This is a genomic window from [Roseibacterium] beibuensis (assembly GCF_039542305.1).
Taxonomy (GTDB): domain Bacteria; phylum Pseudomonadota; class Alphaproteobacteria; order Rhodobacterales; family Rhodobacteraceae; genus Roseibacterium; species Roseibacterium beibuensis.
The window spans coordinates 539,513-556,204 of the sequence record NZ_BAABHW010000002.1; the positions used below are offsets into that span (position 1 = coordinate 539,513).

At 65.2% G+C, this 16,692-nt stretch carries 15 protein-coding genes and 1 tRNA gene; 5 read left to right on the forward strand and 11 right to left on the reverse strand.

The features are described from left to right. Positions 1 to 54: 54 nt before the first annotated feature. From ABD923_RS09140 to ABD923_RS09155, 4 genes are all read right to left on the reverse strand, one after another. Entirely contained in the window at positions 55 to 3,189 is a 3,135-nt protein-coding gene (locus tag ABD923_RS09140; protein WP_259550564.1) for a valine--tRNA ligase, read from the reverse strand. A gap of 155 nt (positions 3,190 to 3,344) precedes the next feature. Next, positions 3,345 to 4,394 (reverse strand): tRNA 2-selenouridine(34) synthase MnmH, encoded by a 1,050-nt coding sequence (gene mnmH / locus ABD923_RS09145; RefSeq protein WP_259550353.1) that lies wholly within the window; start codon positions 4,392 to 4,394, stop codon positions 3,345 to 3,347. Positions 4,395 to 4,401: 7 nt separating this feature from the next. Continuing rightward, complete coding sequence (locus ABD923_RS09150; protein WP_259550565.1) at positions 4,402 to 5,364, reverse strand: NAD(P)-dependent oxidoreductase; 963 nt, start codon at positions 5,362 to 5,364, stop codon at positions 4,402 to 4,404. Between the two features lie 51 nt (positions 5,365 to 5,415). Beyond that, positions 5,416 to 6,312 carry a UTP--glucose-1-phosphate uridylyltransferase gene (locus tag ABD923_RS09155; RefSeq protein WP_259550354.1) on the reverse strand — a complete coding sequence of 299 codons (897 nt, stop codon included), beginning with the start codon at positions 6,310 to 6,312 and terminating at the stop codon, positions 5,416 to 5,418. Positions 6,313 to 6,732: 420 nt separating this feature from the next. On the opposite strand from ABD923_RS09155, the gene ABD923_RS09160 reads away from it, so the two are divergent. From ABD923_RS09160 to ggpS, 3 genes are read left to right on the forward strand one after another with little or no spacing between them, the layout of a single operon-like run. Next, positions 6,733 to 7,875 (forward strand): NAD(P)H-dependent glycerol-3-phosphate dehydrogenase, encoded by a 1,143-nt coding sequence (locus tag ABD923_RS09160; RefSeq protein ID WP_259550355.1) that lies wholly within the window; start codon positions 6,733 to 6,735, stop codon positions 7,873 to 7,875. Then, entirely contained in the window at positions 7,872 to 8,648 is a 777-nt protein-coding gene (locus ABD923_RS09165) for an HAD family hydrolase (RefSeq protein ID WP_259550356.1), read from the forward strand. Before ABD923_RS09160 ends, ABD923_RS09165 begins: the two co-directional genes overlap by 4 nt. Positions 8,649 to 8,662: 14 nt before the next feature. After that, entirely contained in the window at positions 8,663 to 10,177 is a 1,515-nt protein-coding gene (gene ggpS / locus ABD923_RS09170) for a glucosylglycerol-phosphate synthase (RefSeq protein ID WP_259550357.1), read from the forward strand. A 111-nt stretch (positions 10,178 to 10,288) separates the two neighbouring features. Here ggpS and ABD923_RS09175 read toward each other — a convergent pair. Further along, positions 10,289 to 10,364: transfer RNA gene (locus tag ABD923_RS09175), tRNA-Ala, on the reverse strand. A 110-nt stretch (positions 10,365 to 10,474) separates the two neighbouring features. After that, a complete protein-coding gene (locus tag ABD923_RS09180) occupies positions 10,475 to 10,825 on the reverse strand; it encodes a TIGR02300 family protein (RefSeq protein WP_222191001.1) in 351 nt (116 codons plus the stop codon). Positions 10,826 to 10,948: 123 nt separating this feature from the next. Here ABD923_RS09180 and ABD923_RS09185 point away from each other — a divergent pair, with 123 nt between their 5' ends. Beyond that, on the forward strand, positions 10,949 to 11,668 hold the full coding sequence (locus ABD923_RS09185; protein WP_259550358.1) for a M48 family metallopeptidase: 720 nt from the start codon (positions 10,949 to 10,951) through the stop codon (positions 11,666 to 11,668). Between the two features lie 9 nt (positions 11,669 to 11,677). Then, positions 11,678 to 12,331, forward strand: coding sequence for a GntR family transcriptional regulator (locus ABD923_RS09190; RefSeq protein WP_308124665.1), 654 nt, complete (start codon positions 11,678 to 11,680; stop codon positions 12,329 to 12,331). 116 nt (positions 12,332 to 12,447) lie between these two features. Here the strand turns inward: ABD923_RS09190 and ABD923_RS09195 are convergent, their stop codons facing one another. The 5 genes from ABD923_RS09195 to odhB form a co-directional block, all read right to left on the reverse strand. Next, on the reverse strand, positions 12,448 to 12,795 hold the full coding sequence (locus tag ABD923_RS09195; protein WP_259550359.1) for an SH3 domain-containing protein: 348 nt from the start codon (positions 12,793 to 12,795) through the stop codon (positions 12,448 to 12,450). After that, positions 12,773 to 14,161, reverse strand: a complete 1,389-nt coding sequence (gene lpdA / locus ABD923_RS09200) for a dihydrolipoyl dehydrogenase (RefSeq protein ID WP_259550360.1) — start codon at positions 14,159 to 14,161, stop codon at positions 12,773 to 12,775. Before lpdA ends, ABD923_RS09195 begins: the two co-directional genes overlap by 23 nt. Positions 14,162 to 14,290: 129 nt before the next feature. After that, entirely contained in the window at positions 14,291 to 14,680 is a 390-nt protein-coding gene (locus ABD923_RS09205) for an MAPEG family protein (RefSeq protein WP_259550361.1), read from the reverse strand. Positions 14,681 to 14,731: 51 nt separating this feature from the next. Beyond that, positions 14,732 to 15,106 carry a hypothetical protein gene (locus tag ABD923_RS09210; protein WP_259550362.1) on the reverse strand — a complete coding sequence of 125 codons (375 nt, stop codon included), beginning with the start codon at positions 15,104 to 15,106 and terminating at the stop codon, positions 14,732 to 14,734. Positions 15,107 to 15,168: 62 nt separating this feature from the next. Further along, positions 15,169 to 16,692 carry a 2-oxoglutarate dehydrogenase complex dihydrolipoyllysine-residue succinyltransferase gene (gene odhB / locus ABD923_RS09215; RefSeq protein ID WP_259550363.1) on the reverse strand — a complete coding sequence of 508 codons (1,524 nt, stop codon included), beginning with the start codon at positions 16,690 to 16,692 and terminating at the stop codon, positions 15,169 to 15,171.

Consider the following 16,692-nt stretch of genomic DNA (forward strand, 5'->3'; position numbering starts at 1 on the left):
GTCTACCGCATCCGGCCGCCCGTGACGACGGGCAACCGGATGTCAGCAGGTCACTCACCCAAGGGCGCTAAGACGCTCCAACGCGGCGCGGATCTTGCCCTCTTCCTCTTCGCGTGCGGCGAGGTTCTCGCGGGTTTCCTGCACGACCTCTTCCGGCGCGCTTTCCGCGAATTTCGGGTTCGAGAGCCGCCCCTTGAGGCCACCGATTTCCTTGCCGAGCTTGCCAAGCACCTTTTCGAGGCGCTCCTTTTCCTGCTCGACATCGATGTAATCGGCGATGGGCAGGCCAAAGGTGCCCCCCTCGACCGCGACGGTCACGGCACCCTTCGGCAACTCGTCGACCACGCGCAACTCCTCGATCCGCGCAAGGCGGTCGATCATCATCGCGTTGGCGTCGTAAGCGGCCTGCTGGTCGGCATCGAGTTGCAACTGCAAGAGCGGCACCTTGAGGCCGGCGGGCACATGCATCTGCTGCCGGACCGAGCGGACCTCTTCGATCAGGGACAGAACCCAGGTCATCTCGGCATCGGCCGCAGGGTCGATCAGCTCCGCGCCATAGCTCGGCCAGTCGGCATGGATCAGCATGGTGTCGCGATCCGCGATTTCGCCCCACAACTCTTCGGTGACGAAGGGCATGGTGGGGTGCAGCAGGATCAGGCACTGGTCGATCACCCAGGCCATCGTCGCGCGGGTTTCGGCGATCACCGCCTCGTCACCGCTGGCGAAAAGTGGCTTGGCGAATTCGAGATACCAGTCGCAGACGCGCCCCCAGACAAAGGCGTAAAGGCCGTTCGCCGCATCATTGAACCGGAAGGCGCCGAGCGCCTCGTCATGGACCAGCCGCGCGCGGGCGGTTTCGCCGATGATCCACTTGTTGACCGTCTGCGTGACCGAGGCCGGGTCGAACCCCGGAACCGGCTTGCACTCGTTCATCTCGGCAAAGCGCGCGGCGTTCCACAGCTTGGTGCCGAAATTGCGATAGCCCGCGATACGGTCTTTCGACAGTTTCAGGTCGCGCCCCATCGCCGCCATCGCGGTCAGCGTGAAACGGACGGCATCGGCGCCGAACTCGTCGATCAGTTCCAGCGGGTCCAACACGTTGCCGATGGATTTCGACATCTTGCGGCCCTTTTCGTCCCGGACGAGGGCATGGACATAGACCTGCTTGAACGGGATTTCGTCCACCACGGCCAGTTGCATCATCATCATCCGAGCGACCCAGAAAAAGATGATGTCGAAGCCCGAGATCAGGACAGAGGTCGGGAAGTAGCGCTGCAATTCGGGCGTTTGCTCGGGCCAGCCGAGCGTCCCGATGGGCCAGAGCCCGGACGAGAACCACGTATCCAGAACGTCGGCGTCGCGCCAGACGGGATAGACCAGATGCGTGGGGTCTTCGCTGAGGTTGTATTGCGCAAGGCTTTCGGCCAGCGCGTGGGCGGCGGCGTGGCGGTCTTCGACCTCGATCACCTGCGCGTGGTTCAGCGGCGCGGGCAGCTTGGCCAGAACGTCGGCGAACTGGCCCGTGACGGCCTCGAAATCATGGGCGGCGTGGTGGCGTTCATCACCTTTCAGCAGGGTTTGCGCCGACAGAAGGCGCAGCATCTCGACGATATCGAGTTGCCCGTCGCCCTCGTCATCGACGAAGCCGTGGCTGCCGAGGTCGAACCCGTACCAGACGGGGATCTGGTGCCCCCACCAAAGCTGACGCGAGATCGTCCAGGGCTCGATATTCTCAAGCCAGTGGAAATAAACCTTACGGTGCTGTTCCGGCATGATCGTCGTGCGCCCGTCGCGGACGGCATCCAGCGCGGGGCCAACGATCTTGGCGGTGTCGACGAACCACTGGTCGGTCAGCATCGGTTCGATCACCACCTTGGACCGGTCGCCGAAGGGCTGGGTGATGACCTTTTCCTCGACCAGTGGCACGGGGTGCGACGCGGCTTCGTCCTCTGCCTTGACCGCGGCCTTGCCAAGCCGCGGGTCATCGGCGCGGGTCATCACGGCGAGGCCTTCCTCGGTGATTTCCTCGACGACACGCTTGCGCGCCTCGAACCGCTCCAGCCCGCGCAGGTGGTCGGGGACGAGGTTCAGGGCATCGGCCTCGGTCTCGGTCAGGGTGCGCGTGCCGTTGGCGACCTCCTGCGCGATGGCGGCGGCCTCGGCGTAGGGCACGCCATCGTCGCGCAGATGGGCCTTTTCATCCATCAGCCGGTAGCAGGGAATCCCGCCGCGCTTGGCCACGCCGTAGTCGTTAAAATCATGCGCGCCGGTGATCTTGACCGCGCCCGAGCCGAAATCGGGATCGGGGTATTCATCGGTGATGATCGGGATCAGGCGGCGGTGTTCCTTGGGCCCAACCGGGATCTCGCAGAGCTTGCCGACAATCGGGGCATAGCGGGAATCATCTGGATGCACGGCAACCGCGCCATCGCCCAGCATCGTCTCGGGCCGGGTGGTCGCGATCGAGATGTAGTCGCGCTCCTCTTCGAGGATAACGTTCCCGTCCTCGTCCTTTTCGACATAGGTGTAGGTTTCGCCGCCGGCGAGCGGGTACTTGAAGTGCCACATGTGGCCCTGCTGGTCGATATTCTCGACCTCGAGATCCGAGATGGCGGTCTCGAAATGCGGGTCCCAGTTCACCAGCCGCTTGCCGCGGTAGATGAAGCCCTTGTTGTACATGTCCACGAAGACCTTGATGACGGCATCGTGGAAATTGCCGTCCTCGCCCTGCGGCGCCCCCGGGGCGCCGGACATGGTAAAGGCCTCGCGCGACCAGTCGCAGGAGGCGCCAAGGCGTTTGAGCTGTTCGCGGATCGTGTTGCCGGATTTCTGCTTCCACGCCCAGACATGGGCAAGGAAGTCTTCGCGGCTCATGTCACGGCGGGATTTGCCCTCTTTCGCCAGTTCCCGCTCGACAACCATCTGCGTGGCGATGCCCGCGTGGTCCGTGCCCGGCTGCCACAGCGTGTCGAAGCCGCGCATCCGGTGCCAGCGGACCAGAACGTCCTGAAGCGTGTTGTTGAAGGCATGGCCCACATGCAAAACGCCCGTCACGTTCGGGGGCGGGATCATGATGCAGAACGGATCGGCATCGGGCTTGGCGTTGGCGCCTACCTTGAAGCAGTCCTTCGCCTGCCATTCCTGCATGATGCGGGCCTCGGCCTCGGCCGCGTTGAAGCTCTTGTCCATGGGTTCCACGCCTCTTTCCTCGCGTCGCCGGGTTCCCTACCGAAGCCAGGCGGAAAGGCCAAGGGGGCACCGGCGCGGCATAGCGCGACGGTCGGGCCGGGAGGGGGCGGAAAACTCGAGTTTTCCGGGCCGTTTTCCTCGAGGAAAACGCCCGCTCAGGCGTCGAGCGTGTCGCAGATCCGGCCGGCCAGCGCCTTGAGAGCAGCGGGATCGAGCCTGTCGGACTTGAGCCGGTCCAGAACCGGGCTTTCATCGCCCTTTCGCAGACGGGCATAGGCCGGGTCGTAATGGCGTTCGACCAGTGAGGCGGAGAGCTCGACCAACCGGCCCTCCTCCAGCAGCACCAGCCATCCATCGACCGTGTCATGCCCCGCGAGCGTCCGCAGCTTGTTCAGCCGCTCAGACAGGGCGGATTTGTCAGCGGCAAGACCGGCGTAAGCTTGGGCGAGGAATTCCGCGCGGGCAGCAACGGGTGCCTCGATCACGAGGCGCGGGCTGTCGCGCATGGCGACCCACATCTGCGGCGGGATGCGCAAGCTGCCGATCCGGGCCGATTCCGCCTCCACCAGCACGGGTCGGCCCGGATCCAACCGGTCCAACGCACTCACCAGGGCCGACTCGAACCCTTTCTGCGCCGGCTGATCGCCTTCGATATCGCCAAGGATCGACCCACGATGATTGGCCAACCCTTCCAGGTCGATCACCTGCCCGCCCTGCGCCGCCACCTCGGCCAGTAGCGCGGTTTTGGCGGTTCCGGTGAACCCGTCGAGCCGCAGGATGCGAAAGGGCAGCGGATCGTCGTAGAGCGTCTTCACCACCATCCGCCGCCACGTGCGGTAGCCGCCCTCCAGCACCTCGGCGCGCCAGCCGATCTGTTGCAGGATCGAGGTGAAGGACCCCGACCGCTGCCCGCCGCGCCAGCAATAGACGAGAGGCCGCCAGCCGCCATCGAAGCCCATCAGGCTGTCTTCGATGTGACGGGCGGCATTTCGCGCGACCAGCGCAGCGCCGATCTTGCGGGCGCGAAACGGGCTCTCCTGCACGTAGATCGTTCCGACCCGCGCGCGTTCCTCGTTCGACAAGACAGGCAAGTTGATCGCGCCGGGGATATGATCTTCGGCGAATTCCGCGGGGCTGCGCACGTCGATGATCGTGTCGAACCCCGCCCCGGAGAGCGCGCCCGTGTCGGTCAGGATGAACGCCACCGACGCGTCAGACTTCTTCGCCGTTCATCCGGCGGAAGCGCTGGATCAGGCTGGAGGTGTCCCACCGGCCGCCGCCCAGTTGCTGCACCTCGGCGTAAAACTGGTCGACCAGCGCGGTGACGGGCAGCGACAGGCCCATCTCGTCGGCCTGGGTCAGCGCGATGTCGAGGTCCTTGCGCATCCAGTCGACGGCGAACCCGTGGTTGAACTCGTTATCCACCATCGTGCCCGCGCGGTTGGCCAATTGCCACGACCCGCCCGCGCCCTGGCTGACGAGGTTGGCGACCTTCTTGGGGTCGAGTCCCGCCTTCATCGCGAAATAGAGGCCTTCGGAAATCGACTGGATCGCGCCCACGATGCAGATCTGGTTGACCATCTTGGTCTTCTGGCCCGAGCCCACGGGGCCGAAATGCTCGGTCATCTTGGAATAGCAGTCCATCACCGGCTCGGCGGCGGCAAAGTGGGCCTCGTCCCCCCCGCACATGATGGCAAGCTGGCCATTCTCGGCCCCGGCCTGCCCGCCGGAAACGGGCGCATCGACCCAGCCGATGCCCTTTTCGGCGGCTGCGGCGGCCAGTTCCTCGCTCACGATGGCGGAAACGGTGGTGTGGTCGACGAAGATCGCGCCGTCTTTCATCCCGGCCAGCGCACCATCCGCGCCGGTCACGACCGAGCGCAGGTCGTCATCGTTGCCGACGCAGGCCATGACGAAATCGCAGCCCGCGACCGCTTCACGCGGGGTGGCGGCGAAGCTGCTGCCATGCTCGGCGGCCCATTTCTCCGCCTTCGCGGTCGTGCGGTTGTACACGGTCACGTCGTGACCCGCCGCTTTCAGGTGCCCCGCCATGGGGTAGCCCATCACGCCCAGCCCCAGGAATGCCAGTTTCGCCATCTGTCCCTCTCTCCCATTTCTTGGCCGGGCCCCCTGCCCGCGCCGCGCAACGGTAGCAGGCGGCGGGGGGCTGTCCAGCGATCGACCCGGGTTTTGCCCGCAAGGCGCCCCGGGCGCAATGGGAATGGATCAGGCCGCGCGCGGCGGTGTCGCGGCTGCCGGGGCGAGCTCTGCAAGAACCTCGGCATAATCGGGGTCCTGCGCGGCGAGGTGGAGCGTCGCGCGCAACATGCCGGGCTTGGAGCCGCAGTCGAACCGGATGCCCAAGAAACGCCACCCGGCAAGCCCGTACTCCGTCGCGCCGCGGGCAATGGCATCCGTCAACTGGATCTCACCGCCCGCGCCGGGGGTCTGGGTTTCCAGCGCGTCGAAGATATCGTGATGCAGGATGTAGCGGCCCACGACGGCCTCTTGCGACGGGGCGTCGGCGGGATCGGGCTTCTCGACCATGCCATCGGCGCGCATCAGGCGGCCTTCGCTGCCGGTGACCGACAGGATGCCGTATTTCTTCGTCTCTTCCGGCGCGACGGTCATCGTCGCGATCATGTGGCCGGCGCCAGCGGTCTCGTAGGCCTCGACCATTTCCGACAGGCAGCCGGGCTGCCCAAGGATCAGGTCATCGGGCAGGATGACCGCGACCGGCCCCGGCAGGACGAAGGGCTTGGCGCACAGAACTGCATGCCCAAGGCCCAATTGCTCGTTCTGCATGGTGAAGGCCACGTCATCGGCCTTGGGGCACAGGGCGGCCTCTTGCAATTCGTCGGCCAGCGCGCCCTTGCCGCGCTCGGACAATTCCTGTCGCAAGCGCACGTCATCCATCACATGGCGCTGGATGGCGGTCTTGGACGGGTGGCTGACGAAGACCATGCGTTCGACACCGGCGGCGCGGGCCTCGTCGATGGCGTACTGGATCAGGGGCGTGTCGATGACCGGCAAAAGCTCCTTCGGGGTCGCCTTGGTGGCCGGCAGAAACCGTGTGCCGAGGCCGGCGACGGGGAAGATTGCGGTGCGAACAGTGCTGGTCATCGGGTGAGGCCCTCCTGTTTTGATGCCGCGGTGCAGCAGACACACCGCTTCCGGTCTTATCTAGCCACCGAACGCCGGAAGGTCAAAAAACGACGCATCAAGTGTCGCAATCCGGCAAAAAATCCTCCACAAGGGGTGAAATGAACCAATTCGCCCAGGATTTTGCCTAATAATTGGGCAGGGCGTGGAACGGCGGGCCGTTTCGGGATGCAGTTGCGGCATGGAGGTTGAAGCGCGACGGACAAGCCCCATTGTTAAGTACATGCTTCGTTGAATGCCCCGCATTGGTAGCGCTATCACCGTTACCCCCGCCGCCGCCGACGCAAACCCGACAGGGTGCCGAGTTCCGCAGCGTGACAGGCGACATGGCCCCACACGGCCCCAGGCGCACCGCCCCGCGCCCAAAAACACGGAGACGACATGAAGATCCAACCCGTCAATGGCGACCCGCTTCCGCATCATGCGAAACCTTTTTCCCGTCTTGCCGTCATCGGCGCGGGGTCCTGGGGAACGGCGCTTGCCGCCACGGCGGCGCGGGCGGGCAGTACGGTGCGGCTCTGGGGCCGCTCGGGCGAGGTGGTGGACGCGATCAACCGCAACCACCGAAACCCGCGCTACATGGACGATGTCGATCTGCCCGAAACGCTGCTGGCCGTGCATGAAATGAAGGCCGCACTCGACGGGGCCGAGGCTGCGATGATCGTCGTGCCGTCCCAATCCGTGCGGCTGGTCGCCCGCCAAGTGGCCGAGCACGCGGCGCCGGGCATCCCGATCAGCATCTGCGCCAAGGGGATCGAGGGCGAAACGGGCCTTCTGATGACGCAGGTGGCGGAAGAGGAATTGAAAGGACACCCCGTCGGCGTCGTGTCCGGCCCGACCTTCGCGCGGGAAACGGCGCTCAACCATCCGACAGCGGCGGTGGCGGCCTTCCCGTTCTCCTACCGCGACCGGCTGCACCCCGGGGACAGCGCGGCAGCCCGCTTTGCCGTGACGCTGACGACCGAAAGCTTCCGGGCCTATGTCTCGGACGACCCGATCGGGGTCGAGGTCGGCGGCGCGGTCAAGAACGTCATCGCCATCGCCTGCGGCATGATGACGGGCGCGGGCTTTGCCGAAAACACCCGTGCCGCGCTGATCACGCGCGGCGTGGACGAGATGAAGGCGCTGGCCGAAGCCCTGGGTGGCCGGCGCGAGACCGTCACCGGCCTGTCCGGGGTCGGTGACCTGACCCTGACATGTTCTTCGCCCACGTCACGGAACATGTCGCTGGGTCAGCAGTTAGGCAAAGGTATTGCGCGCGCAGACTGCTTCGACGGCGCCCCCGTCGTGGTGGAAGGCGAGCGCAATGCGAAATCCGTCACGGACCTGGCGCGGCGCCTGAATGTGCCGATGCCGATCTGTGAAACGGTGCGCTCCATCCTCTTCGATGGGGCCGCCCTCGGCGATGCGTTCGCCGCGCTTTGGGCCCGACCGATCGAGTCCGAACCGCGCACGATGGCGCTGTCGCTGACCCATCCGGCGGATGATTCCGCCGTACAAACGCTGGCAGAAAGGATATCATGACCCGACACGAGCAAATCGACATTCCGACCATCGCCGACAAGGACTTGGTGCTTGCCACCGATCTGGACGGCACATTCCTGGGCGGCACCGACGAGGAGCGCCGCTCTTTCTATGATTGGATTGAAGAGAACCGGTCCCGTGTCGGGCTGATCTTCGTCACCGGGCGCGATCCGGGCTTCATCACCCATCTGACGCGCAAGCAGGGCGTGCCGCGCCCCGACTATGTGATCGGCGATGTCGGCACCACGATTGCCGCGTTCGATGACAGCAATCACGTATCCCCCATCGACGAGCTCGAAGCCGAGATCGCAGAGAAGTGGGGCGATGCCAATCGCAAGGTCGAAAGCGCGCTGCACCGCGTCTCGGGTCTCAAGCTGCAATCGGCCGCGTTCCGCTATCGTGTCAGCTACGACATGGACCCGAGCCGTTTCGACCCAGTTGCCTATGACATCGTGGCCGAGATGGGGCTCGACTCCCTCGTCTCCGCCGATTGCTATTTCGACGTTCTGCCCAAGGACGTGAGCAAGGGTCCGTCCCTTTTGCGCCTGTTGGAGCACCTGGGCATCGACAATCGCAAATGCCTCGTGGCGGGCGATACGATGAACGACCACTCGATGCTGGCCATGGGCGTGCCCGCCGTTGCGGTCGGCAATTCCGAGGCCGCGCTGCTCGAGGCGCTGGATGGGCACGACCACGTGCATCTTGCCAAGGAACACGGGGTCGCCGGCATCGCCGAGGCGATCCTGCGTTTCGAATTCCTGGCCGCAAGCTAAGGGGGATTACAGCCATGGCATCGGATCTGGTCATCGTTTACCACCGCCAACCCTACGAGGAAGTCGAAGACAAGGACGGCAAGGTCACCTTCCAGGAAAACAAGAGCCCGAACGGCATCGTCCCGACGCTGAAAAGCTTTTTCGGCGCGGTCGATCACGGCGCCTGGATCGCCTGGAAGCTGGCCGAAGACAGCGCCAATCCCGGCTTTGAGCAAGTGGTCGAGATCGACGATGCCTACGGCAAATACTCCGTCTCGCGCCTGCCCCTCACCAGGGAGCAGGTGAGCGAATTCTACCACATCACGTCGAAATCCGCCTTCTGGCCGATCTTGCATTCCTTCAAGGAACGCTACGATTACGACCCGGTGAACTGGCCCAATTTCCGCGAGGTGAACTGGCGCTTTGCCGAGGCAGCGGCGGCCGAGGCCTCGGATGGCGCGCTGGTATGGGTCCATGACTACAACCTGTGGCTTGTGCCCGGCTACCTGCGCCAGATGCGCCCCGACCTGCGCATCGCCTTCTTCCACCACACGCCCTTCCCCTCGGCGGACGTCTTTAACGTCTTGCCGTGGCGACGCGAGATCGTGGAAAGCCTCCTGGCCTGCGACGTGGTCGGGTTCCACATCCCGCGCTATGCCACCAACTTCGTCTCGGTCGCGCGCAGCTTGCTGGACGTGACCGTGGAAGACCGCGAAACCGTCGGCGAGAACCTGACCTTCGAAGGCACGGCGCTGAACGAGCGCACTGTGCCGACCCGCGTTTCCTACAAGGGGCGCGAGGTGGAAATCAGCGTGGCGCCCGTGGGCGTGGACGTGCCCTTCGTCGAGAAAAACGCCGACAGCCCCGAGACCACTGAGCGCACCGCACAGATCCGCGAGGAAATGGGCGCCGCCAAGCTGATCCTGTCGGTGGGCCGTACCGACTATACCAAGGGTGGCCTCGAACAACTCGCCAGCTTCGAGCGTTTGCTTGAAAAACACCCCGAGTTGGTGGGCAAGGTGCGGCTCATGCATGTCTCGGTCGCGGCCAACCGCAACATGACCGCCTACGAGGAAATCCAAAGCGATATCGAACAGGCCGCCGGTCGGATCAATGGCCGGTTCGGGCGGCTCGACTGGCAGCCGATCGCGCTGATCTCGCGGGCGATCCCCTTCTCGGAACTGATCGCCTATTACCGGGCCGCCGACGTGGCCTGGATCACGCCGCTGGCCGACGGCATGAACCTTGTCGCCAAGGAATTCATCGCCTCGCGCACCGATGGCGACGGGGTTCTCGTCCTGTCGGAATTCGCCGGCGCCGCGGTCGAGCTTGGTTCGGCGGTCATCACCAATCCGTTCTCCCACCGCTCCATGGACAGCGCCATCTTCACAGCCCTCGACATGCCCGAGGACGAGCGCCGCGCCCGCATGGCCGACCTGCGCCGCGCCGTCAGCCGCTACGACGTTCGCGCCTGGGGGCGGGCCATCGGTGCGGACCTTGGGATGCAGAAAAAGGGAAATGACGGCGGCAACACGCCCGCCGCGGCCTGATCCGCCCATAGACTAAAACGCGAAACGCCGCCCAAGCGGGCGGCGTTTTCGTTTTCTGGACACGCCCGCACGAGCGTCTCAAGCGGCACGATGCAATGTCCGGGAAGGATTTGGTGGAGCCAAGGGGAGTCGAACCCCTGACCTCTTGCATGCCATGCAAGCGCTCTCCCAACTGAGCTATGGCCCCATCCTGCGCCGGCTGCCCGGCACGTTCGGTAGCGGCGGTTTAGTGGCACTGACCGGGCAGTTCAAGCGAAAAAATCACCTGCCCGACCAGCGCATCCGCCGCTGCCGCGATCAGCTTTCGTCGCTGTCGTCCGACGCGACATCGGCCAGGTCGTCCAACGCGACCGTATCGCTGTCGTCGTCATCGTCCAGCACATCGTCGTCGTCGATATCGACATCCGAATCGTCATCGATATCCAGATCGTCGTCGAGCACCACCTCGTCATCGGTGTCCTCTTCCGACTTCTTCTTGGCCGTCTTCGGATCCGCCTTGTCGGCCACAAGCGTGCGTCCGCCCTTGCCGGTATCCAGTTCGACGACTTCCCCCGTGTAGGGGCTGACGATCGGATTCTGGTTCAGATCGTAAAACCGTTTGCCGGTCGTGGGGCAAACGCGTTTGACGCCCCATTCCTCTTTGGGCATGACACCCCCTTCAATCATCGCTATCGAGAGAATTGCGGCCATCTGCCATACTGTCGGAAGCGTGTAAAGCCTTTCCCGGCAATCCGGCGAAGGGTCCGGCCACAACAAACCCCGGAGCGGAGATTGGCACCCAGACCGCCTGTTTCAACCCATGTGCTTCCCGGCGATCCGCCGGTCGAAGTCAGGTTGCGCCGGAGCGCCCGCGCCAAACGCTTTTCGCTGCGTGTCAGCCGCTCGGACGGGCGCGTGTCGCTCAGCCTGCCGCAATGGGCCCCCGAGGCCGAGGCGCTGGCCTTCCTGCGCGCGCGCGAGGATTGGGTGCGCCGACACCTGCAGGACGCCCCGCCCCCCAAGCTGGCGCGCGTGGGGGCCATGGTGCCGATCTGCGGCACCCTCCGCCCGGTCGAGAGCGGACCGGGGCGCGCTGCGCGCTTCGACGGCGGTGTCATCCACGTCCCGCCCGGCCCGCGGGAGGGGGCCCGGATCAAGGCCCTTCTCACGGCGCTGGCCCGCGACAGGCTGGCCTCTGCCGTCGCCCGCCATGCCGAGACGCTTGGGCGCGTGCCCGGTCGCCTCACCCTGCGGGATCCAAGGTCGCGGTGGGGCAGTTGCTCGGCCAGGGGGGATTTGATGTTTTCCTGGCGGCTGATCATGGCGCCGCCCGAAATCCTCGACTACGTCGCCGCCCACGAGGTCGCGCATCTGGCCGAGATGAACCATTCTGCCGCCTTCTGGGCGGTCTGCCACCAGCTCTGCCCCGAGACCGACCGCCACCGCGCATGGCTCAAGGCGCATGGCGCCGACCTCCTGTCGTGGCGCTTCGACAGTACTCCCAGCACGTAGGTCCCAGCCATGCTGATGAACCCCCGCCCCACCGATACCGGCGCCGCCGTTGCCCATGACCGGGTCTACCGCGCCCTGCGCTCGCGCATCATGCATGGCGAGGTCGGCCCGGGGCAGGCCATGACGCTGCGCGGTCTGGGCCGCGAATTCGGCGTCTCGATGACCCCCGCGCGCGAGGCCGTCCGGCGGCTGGTCTCCGAAGGCGCGCTGTTTCTCTCCGCCTCGGGCCGTGTCTCGACGCCCGAGCTGTCGAACGAACGCATCGAGGAACTGGCCGCGATCCGCGCGCTTCTGGAACCCGAACTGTCCGCCCGCGCCCTGCCCCGCGCGCACCCGGCCCTGATCGAACGCATGGAGGCGATCAACGCCGCCATCGCCCAGAACGTCGCCCGCCGCGACGCGGTCGCCTATATCCGCTCCAACCTCGAGTTTCACCGCACGCTCTACCTGCGCGCGCAGGCCCCGGCGATGCTGGCCTTGGCCGAAACAGTCTGGCTGCAACTCGGCCCCACGATGCGCGCGCTTTACGGGCGGCTGAACCGCACCGAACCGCCGCAGCACCACAAGTTGATCCTCGCCGCGCTGAAGGCGGGCGACGAACCAGGCCTGCGCCTCGCCGTGCGGGCCGATGTGACCCAGGGCCTGCGGCTCCTCGCCACCTGATCCGATCTTTATCCCGGAAAATATGCACGCGCGGAACGCGCGCGCGGGGCAAGGGGGTCAAGACCCCTTGCCCCGCGACACCGGGCGACGCCAAGGGCGGCGCAAACCCTCGGGCCTCAGCCCGTCCGCGCCAAGTTGGCGTCCGGCACCCAGCCGACACGCCCATCCGCATGACGGCAGAGCCACCAGCCCGCATGCGTTTCCAGCAAGGTCACAAGATCGCCGCAGCGAACGGTCAGTTCCACGGAGTCGAACGCCATGCGGGCCCGGCCCTCCACCACGAGGCCCTCGGGCAGCCAGCCGCCCAGGCCCTCTGCGTTCACGCACCAGCGCCAGCCAGGGTTGTCCGGGTCCGTGCCTCCGGCCGATAGGCGCTCCCCCCGCACCACGCGCAGCGCGGGGGTGTAGCTGGCCGTCCAGGCCAGCGTGACGCGGGCTGTCTCAGCTATGGATCGGCCCGTCACCGCAGGCCAGCGCCGCCTCTCGCACGGCCTCGGAATAGGTCGGGTGCGCGTGGCAAGTCAGCGCAAGGTCCTGCGCGCTGGCCCCGAATTCCATCGCGACGCAGATCTCGTGGATCAGATCGCCCGCCATCGGCCCGATGATATGCGCGCCGAGGATGCGGTCGGTCTCCTTGTCGGCCAGGATCTTGACGAAACCGTCGGCGGCGAAATTCGCCTTGGCGCGGCCGTTGCCCATGAACGAGAATTTGCCCACCTTGTAGGCACGGCCCGCCTCTTTCAGGGCCTCCTCCGTCTGGCCGACGCTGGCGACCTCGGGGTGGGTGTAGATCACGCCGGGGATCACGTCGTAATTCACATGCCCATGCTTGCCCGCGACCACCTCGGCCACGGCCATGCCCTCATCCTCGGCCTTGTGGGCCAGCATCGGGCCGGCGATGGCGTCGCCGATGGCGTAAATACCCTTCACGTTCGTGGCCCAGTGGCCGTCGGTCTTGATCTGGCCGCGCTCGGACATCTCGACGCCGAGGGCGTCGAGGCCAAGCCCGTCGGTATAGGGCTTGCGGCCCGTCGCCACCAGAACGACATCGGCATCGACGGTCGCCTCGCTGTCATCCTTGCGCAGCTTGTAGGTGACTTTCGCCTTGGTCTTGGTCGCCTCGACCGACTGGACCGCCGCGCCGAGGGTGAAGGACAGACCCTGTTTCGCCAGAAGGCGCTGGAAGGTCTTGCAGACCTCGCCATCCATGCCGGGCGTGATCTGGTCGAGGAACTCGATCACCTGCACCTCGGCGCCCAGGCGGGCATAGACCGAGCCAAGCTCCAGCCCGATGACGCCCGCGCCGATCACGACCATCTTCTTGGGGATCTTGGGCAGCGACAGCGCCCCTTCCGAGGTCACGACAACCTTCTCGTCGATCTCGATGCCGGGCAGCGCCGAAGGCTCGGACCCCGTTGCAATGATGATGTTTTTCGCCTCGTGCACCTCGTCGCCGACCTTGACCTTGCCGGCCTCGGGGATGGAACCCCAGCCTTTCAGCCAGTCGATCTTGTTCTTCTTGAACAGGAATTCGATGCCCTTGGTGTTCTGGCCGATCACGTCGTCCTTGTAGGCCTGCATCTGTTTCCAGTCGACCGACGGGGATTTGCCCTTGAGGCCCATTTTCGCGAAATTGTGTTCCGCTTCATGCAGTTGGTGGGAGGCATGCAGCAGCGCCTTGGACGGGATGCAGCCGATGTTGAGGCAGGTGCCGCCAAGCGTCTCGCGCCCTTCGACGCAGGCCGTTTTCAGGCCCAGTTGCGCGCAGCGGATGGCGCAGACATAGCCGCCGGGGCCGGAGCCGATCACGATCACATCGTACTGGGACATGGGTGTCTCCTATCCAGTTCTTGCAGTCACAGGGCGTACACACCCCGTACACACCCCGTACATACACGAGGCCAGATGATGATGCGCGGCGGATACGCCCACCCCGCGATGAAACCGCTGACCGACGCCTCAGAGAAGTGCGGCAATCAGCATGACGATGGTCGCGCCAAAGCCCACGAACCAAATCAGGCTGCGCCAGGGCGTCAGCCCCTGCGCATAGGCCGGCACGTAAAGGATGCGCGAGATCAGGTAGGCATGCGCGCAAAGCTGCGTCACGAGGGTGGACTGGTCCGAGACCGAGATCACGACGGCGGCGATCCCGAAGAGGATCAGCCCCTCGAAATGGTTGGTCATCGCCCGTTGCAGGCGGCCCGCGACGCCGGTGATCTCGCGCTTTTCATCGCGCGGGCCGGCGGCGTATTTACTGCCGACCTGCCCCTGCGCGGTGAACGAAAAGAGGCCGATCTGCACGATCTGCAACAGCGCGGCGAGGGTGAGGACGGTAAGCTCGGTGGTCAATTCATTTCTCTGCTTCTTGAGTACCGATTAGCTCACACTGCATGAGGTGGATCACTCGCTGCGGGTAAAGCTCTCAACCGAAAAAAGTATCATTTCGATTTCGATGCCATCGGCCAAGTTATTGTCCTCGTCGTCAATTGAAATCTCTACCGTTCCTTCAATTTGACATGGCGATTGAAGCGTTTCGAACAATTCTAGTTCACAGCCTTCAATATCTCGCCGAACATTCCGCCCCGCATCGAGCAAAACGCGATATCGTCCCGTCCCATCCGCAAAGTAAATGCGATCGCCACCGAAGAGGGTGCCAATTGCGCCAGAAATCTGAAGCTCTGATCCGTTAAGCCCCTCATAAAAGGCGCTTACAGCAGCTTCCATAGCTGGCGTGCCTGCAATCGCTTCTTGGCTGTAAGCAATGCTGGGCAGCATGATGGACGTTGCAGCTACGATCACTGTTAAGGCATTCCTACGAAACAAGATTTATCTCCGTTTTACAAATCCATCAGCAGGCGACGGGGATCTTCCAGCGCCTCTTTCACGCGCACCAAGAACGTCACGGCACCTTTGCCGTCGACGATGCGGTGGTCGTAGCTGAGGGCGAGGTACATCATCGGGCGGATCTTGATTTCACCGTTGATGACCATCGGGCGTTCCTGGATCTTGTGCATGCCCAGGATACCCGATTGCGGCGGGTTCAGGATGGGCGAGGACATGAGCGAGCCGTAGACCCCCCCGTTCGAGATGGTGAAGGTGCCGCCCTGCATCTCGGCCATCGAGAGCTTGCCGTCGCGGGCGCGCTTGCCCTTCTCGGCGATTGCCTTTTCGAGATCGGCAAAGGACATCTGGTCGGCGTCGCGGATGACCGGAACGACAAGGCCCTGGGGCGTACCCGCGGCGATGCCCATGTGGACGAAGTTCTTGTAGACGATCTCCTGCCCGTCGATCTCGGCATTGACCTCGGGCACTTCGCGCAGCGCGTGGCAGCAGGCCTTGGTGAAGAAGGACATGAAGCCGAGGCGCACGCCGTGCTTCTTCTCGAAGGCGTCCTTGTACTGGTTGCGGAGCGCCATGACCTCGGTCATGTCCACCTCGTTATAGGTGGTCAGGATCGCGGCGGTGTTCTGCGCGTCCTTGAGGCGGCGGGCGATGGTCTGGCGCAGGCGGGTCATCTTGACCCGTTCCTCGCGGGCGGCATCCTCGGCCGGGCTGGGCGCACGCGGGGCGGCGGCAGGCGCCGGGGCCGGGGCCGGGGCGGTTGCGGCGGCGGCAGCGCCCGAGGCGGCCTTTATCACGTCTTCCTTCATGATACGGCCATCCTTTCCGGTGCCTTGCACGTTGGCCGGGTCGATGCCCTTTTCGGCCATCAGCTTCTTGGCCGACGGGGCGTCTTCGACATCCTTGCCGGTGCTGGAGGCGGGGGCGGCGGCCTGCGGGGCCGGGGCGGCGGCGGGGGCCGAGGCGGCCGCGCCTTCGCCCGCGGTCAGAATGGCGAGCTTGCCGCCCGCTTCGACCGTGTCGCCTTCACCGGCGAGGATCTCGGACAGGACACCGGCGGCGGGGGCCGGAACCTCGACCGAGACCTTGTCGGTTTCCAGCTCACACAGCATCTCGTCCTGCGCGACCGTGTCGCCCGCTTTCTTGAACCAGGTCGAGACGGTCGCCTCGGTCACGCTTTCCCCAAGGGCGGGGACCATCACGTCGACGGCTTCCCCGCCACCCGAGGCTTCGGGCGCGGCCTCGGCCTTGGCTTCGGGCTTGGCGGCGGGGGCCGCGCCCTCCCCTTCGCTGAGCGTGGCGAGGAGCGCATCGACGCCCACGGTCTCGCCTTCGGCGGCGACGATTTCGCCAAGCGTGCCGGCGGCGGGGCTGGGCACCTCGACCGTCACCTTGTCGGTTTCCAATTCACACAGCATTTCGTCCACCGCGACGGAGTCGCCCGGCTGCTTGAACCAGGTGGCCACGGTGGCTTCGGTGACGCTTTCGCCCAAGGTGGGGACGCGAACTTCGATCGACAT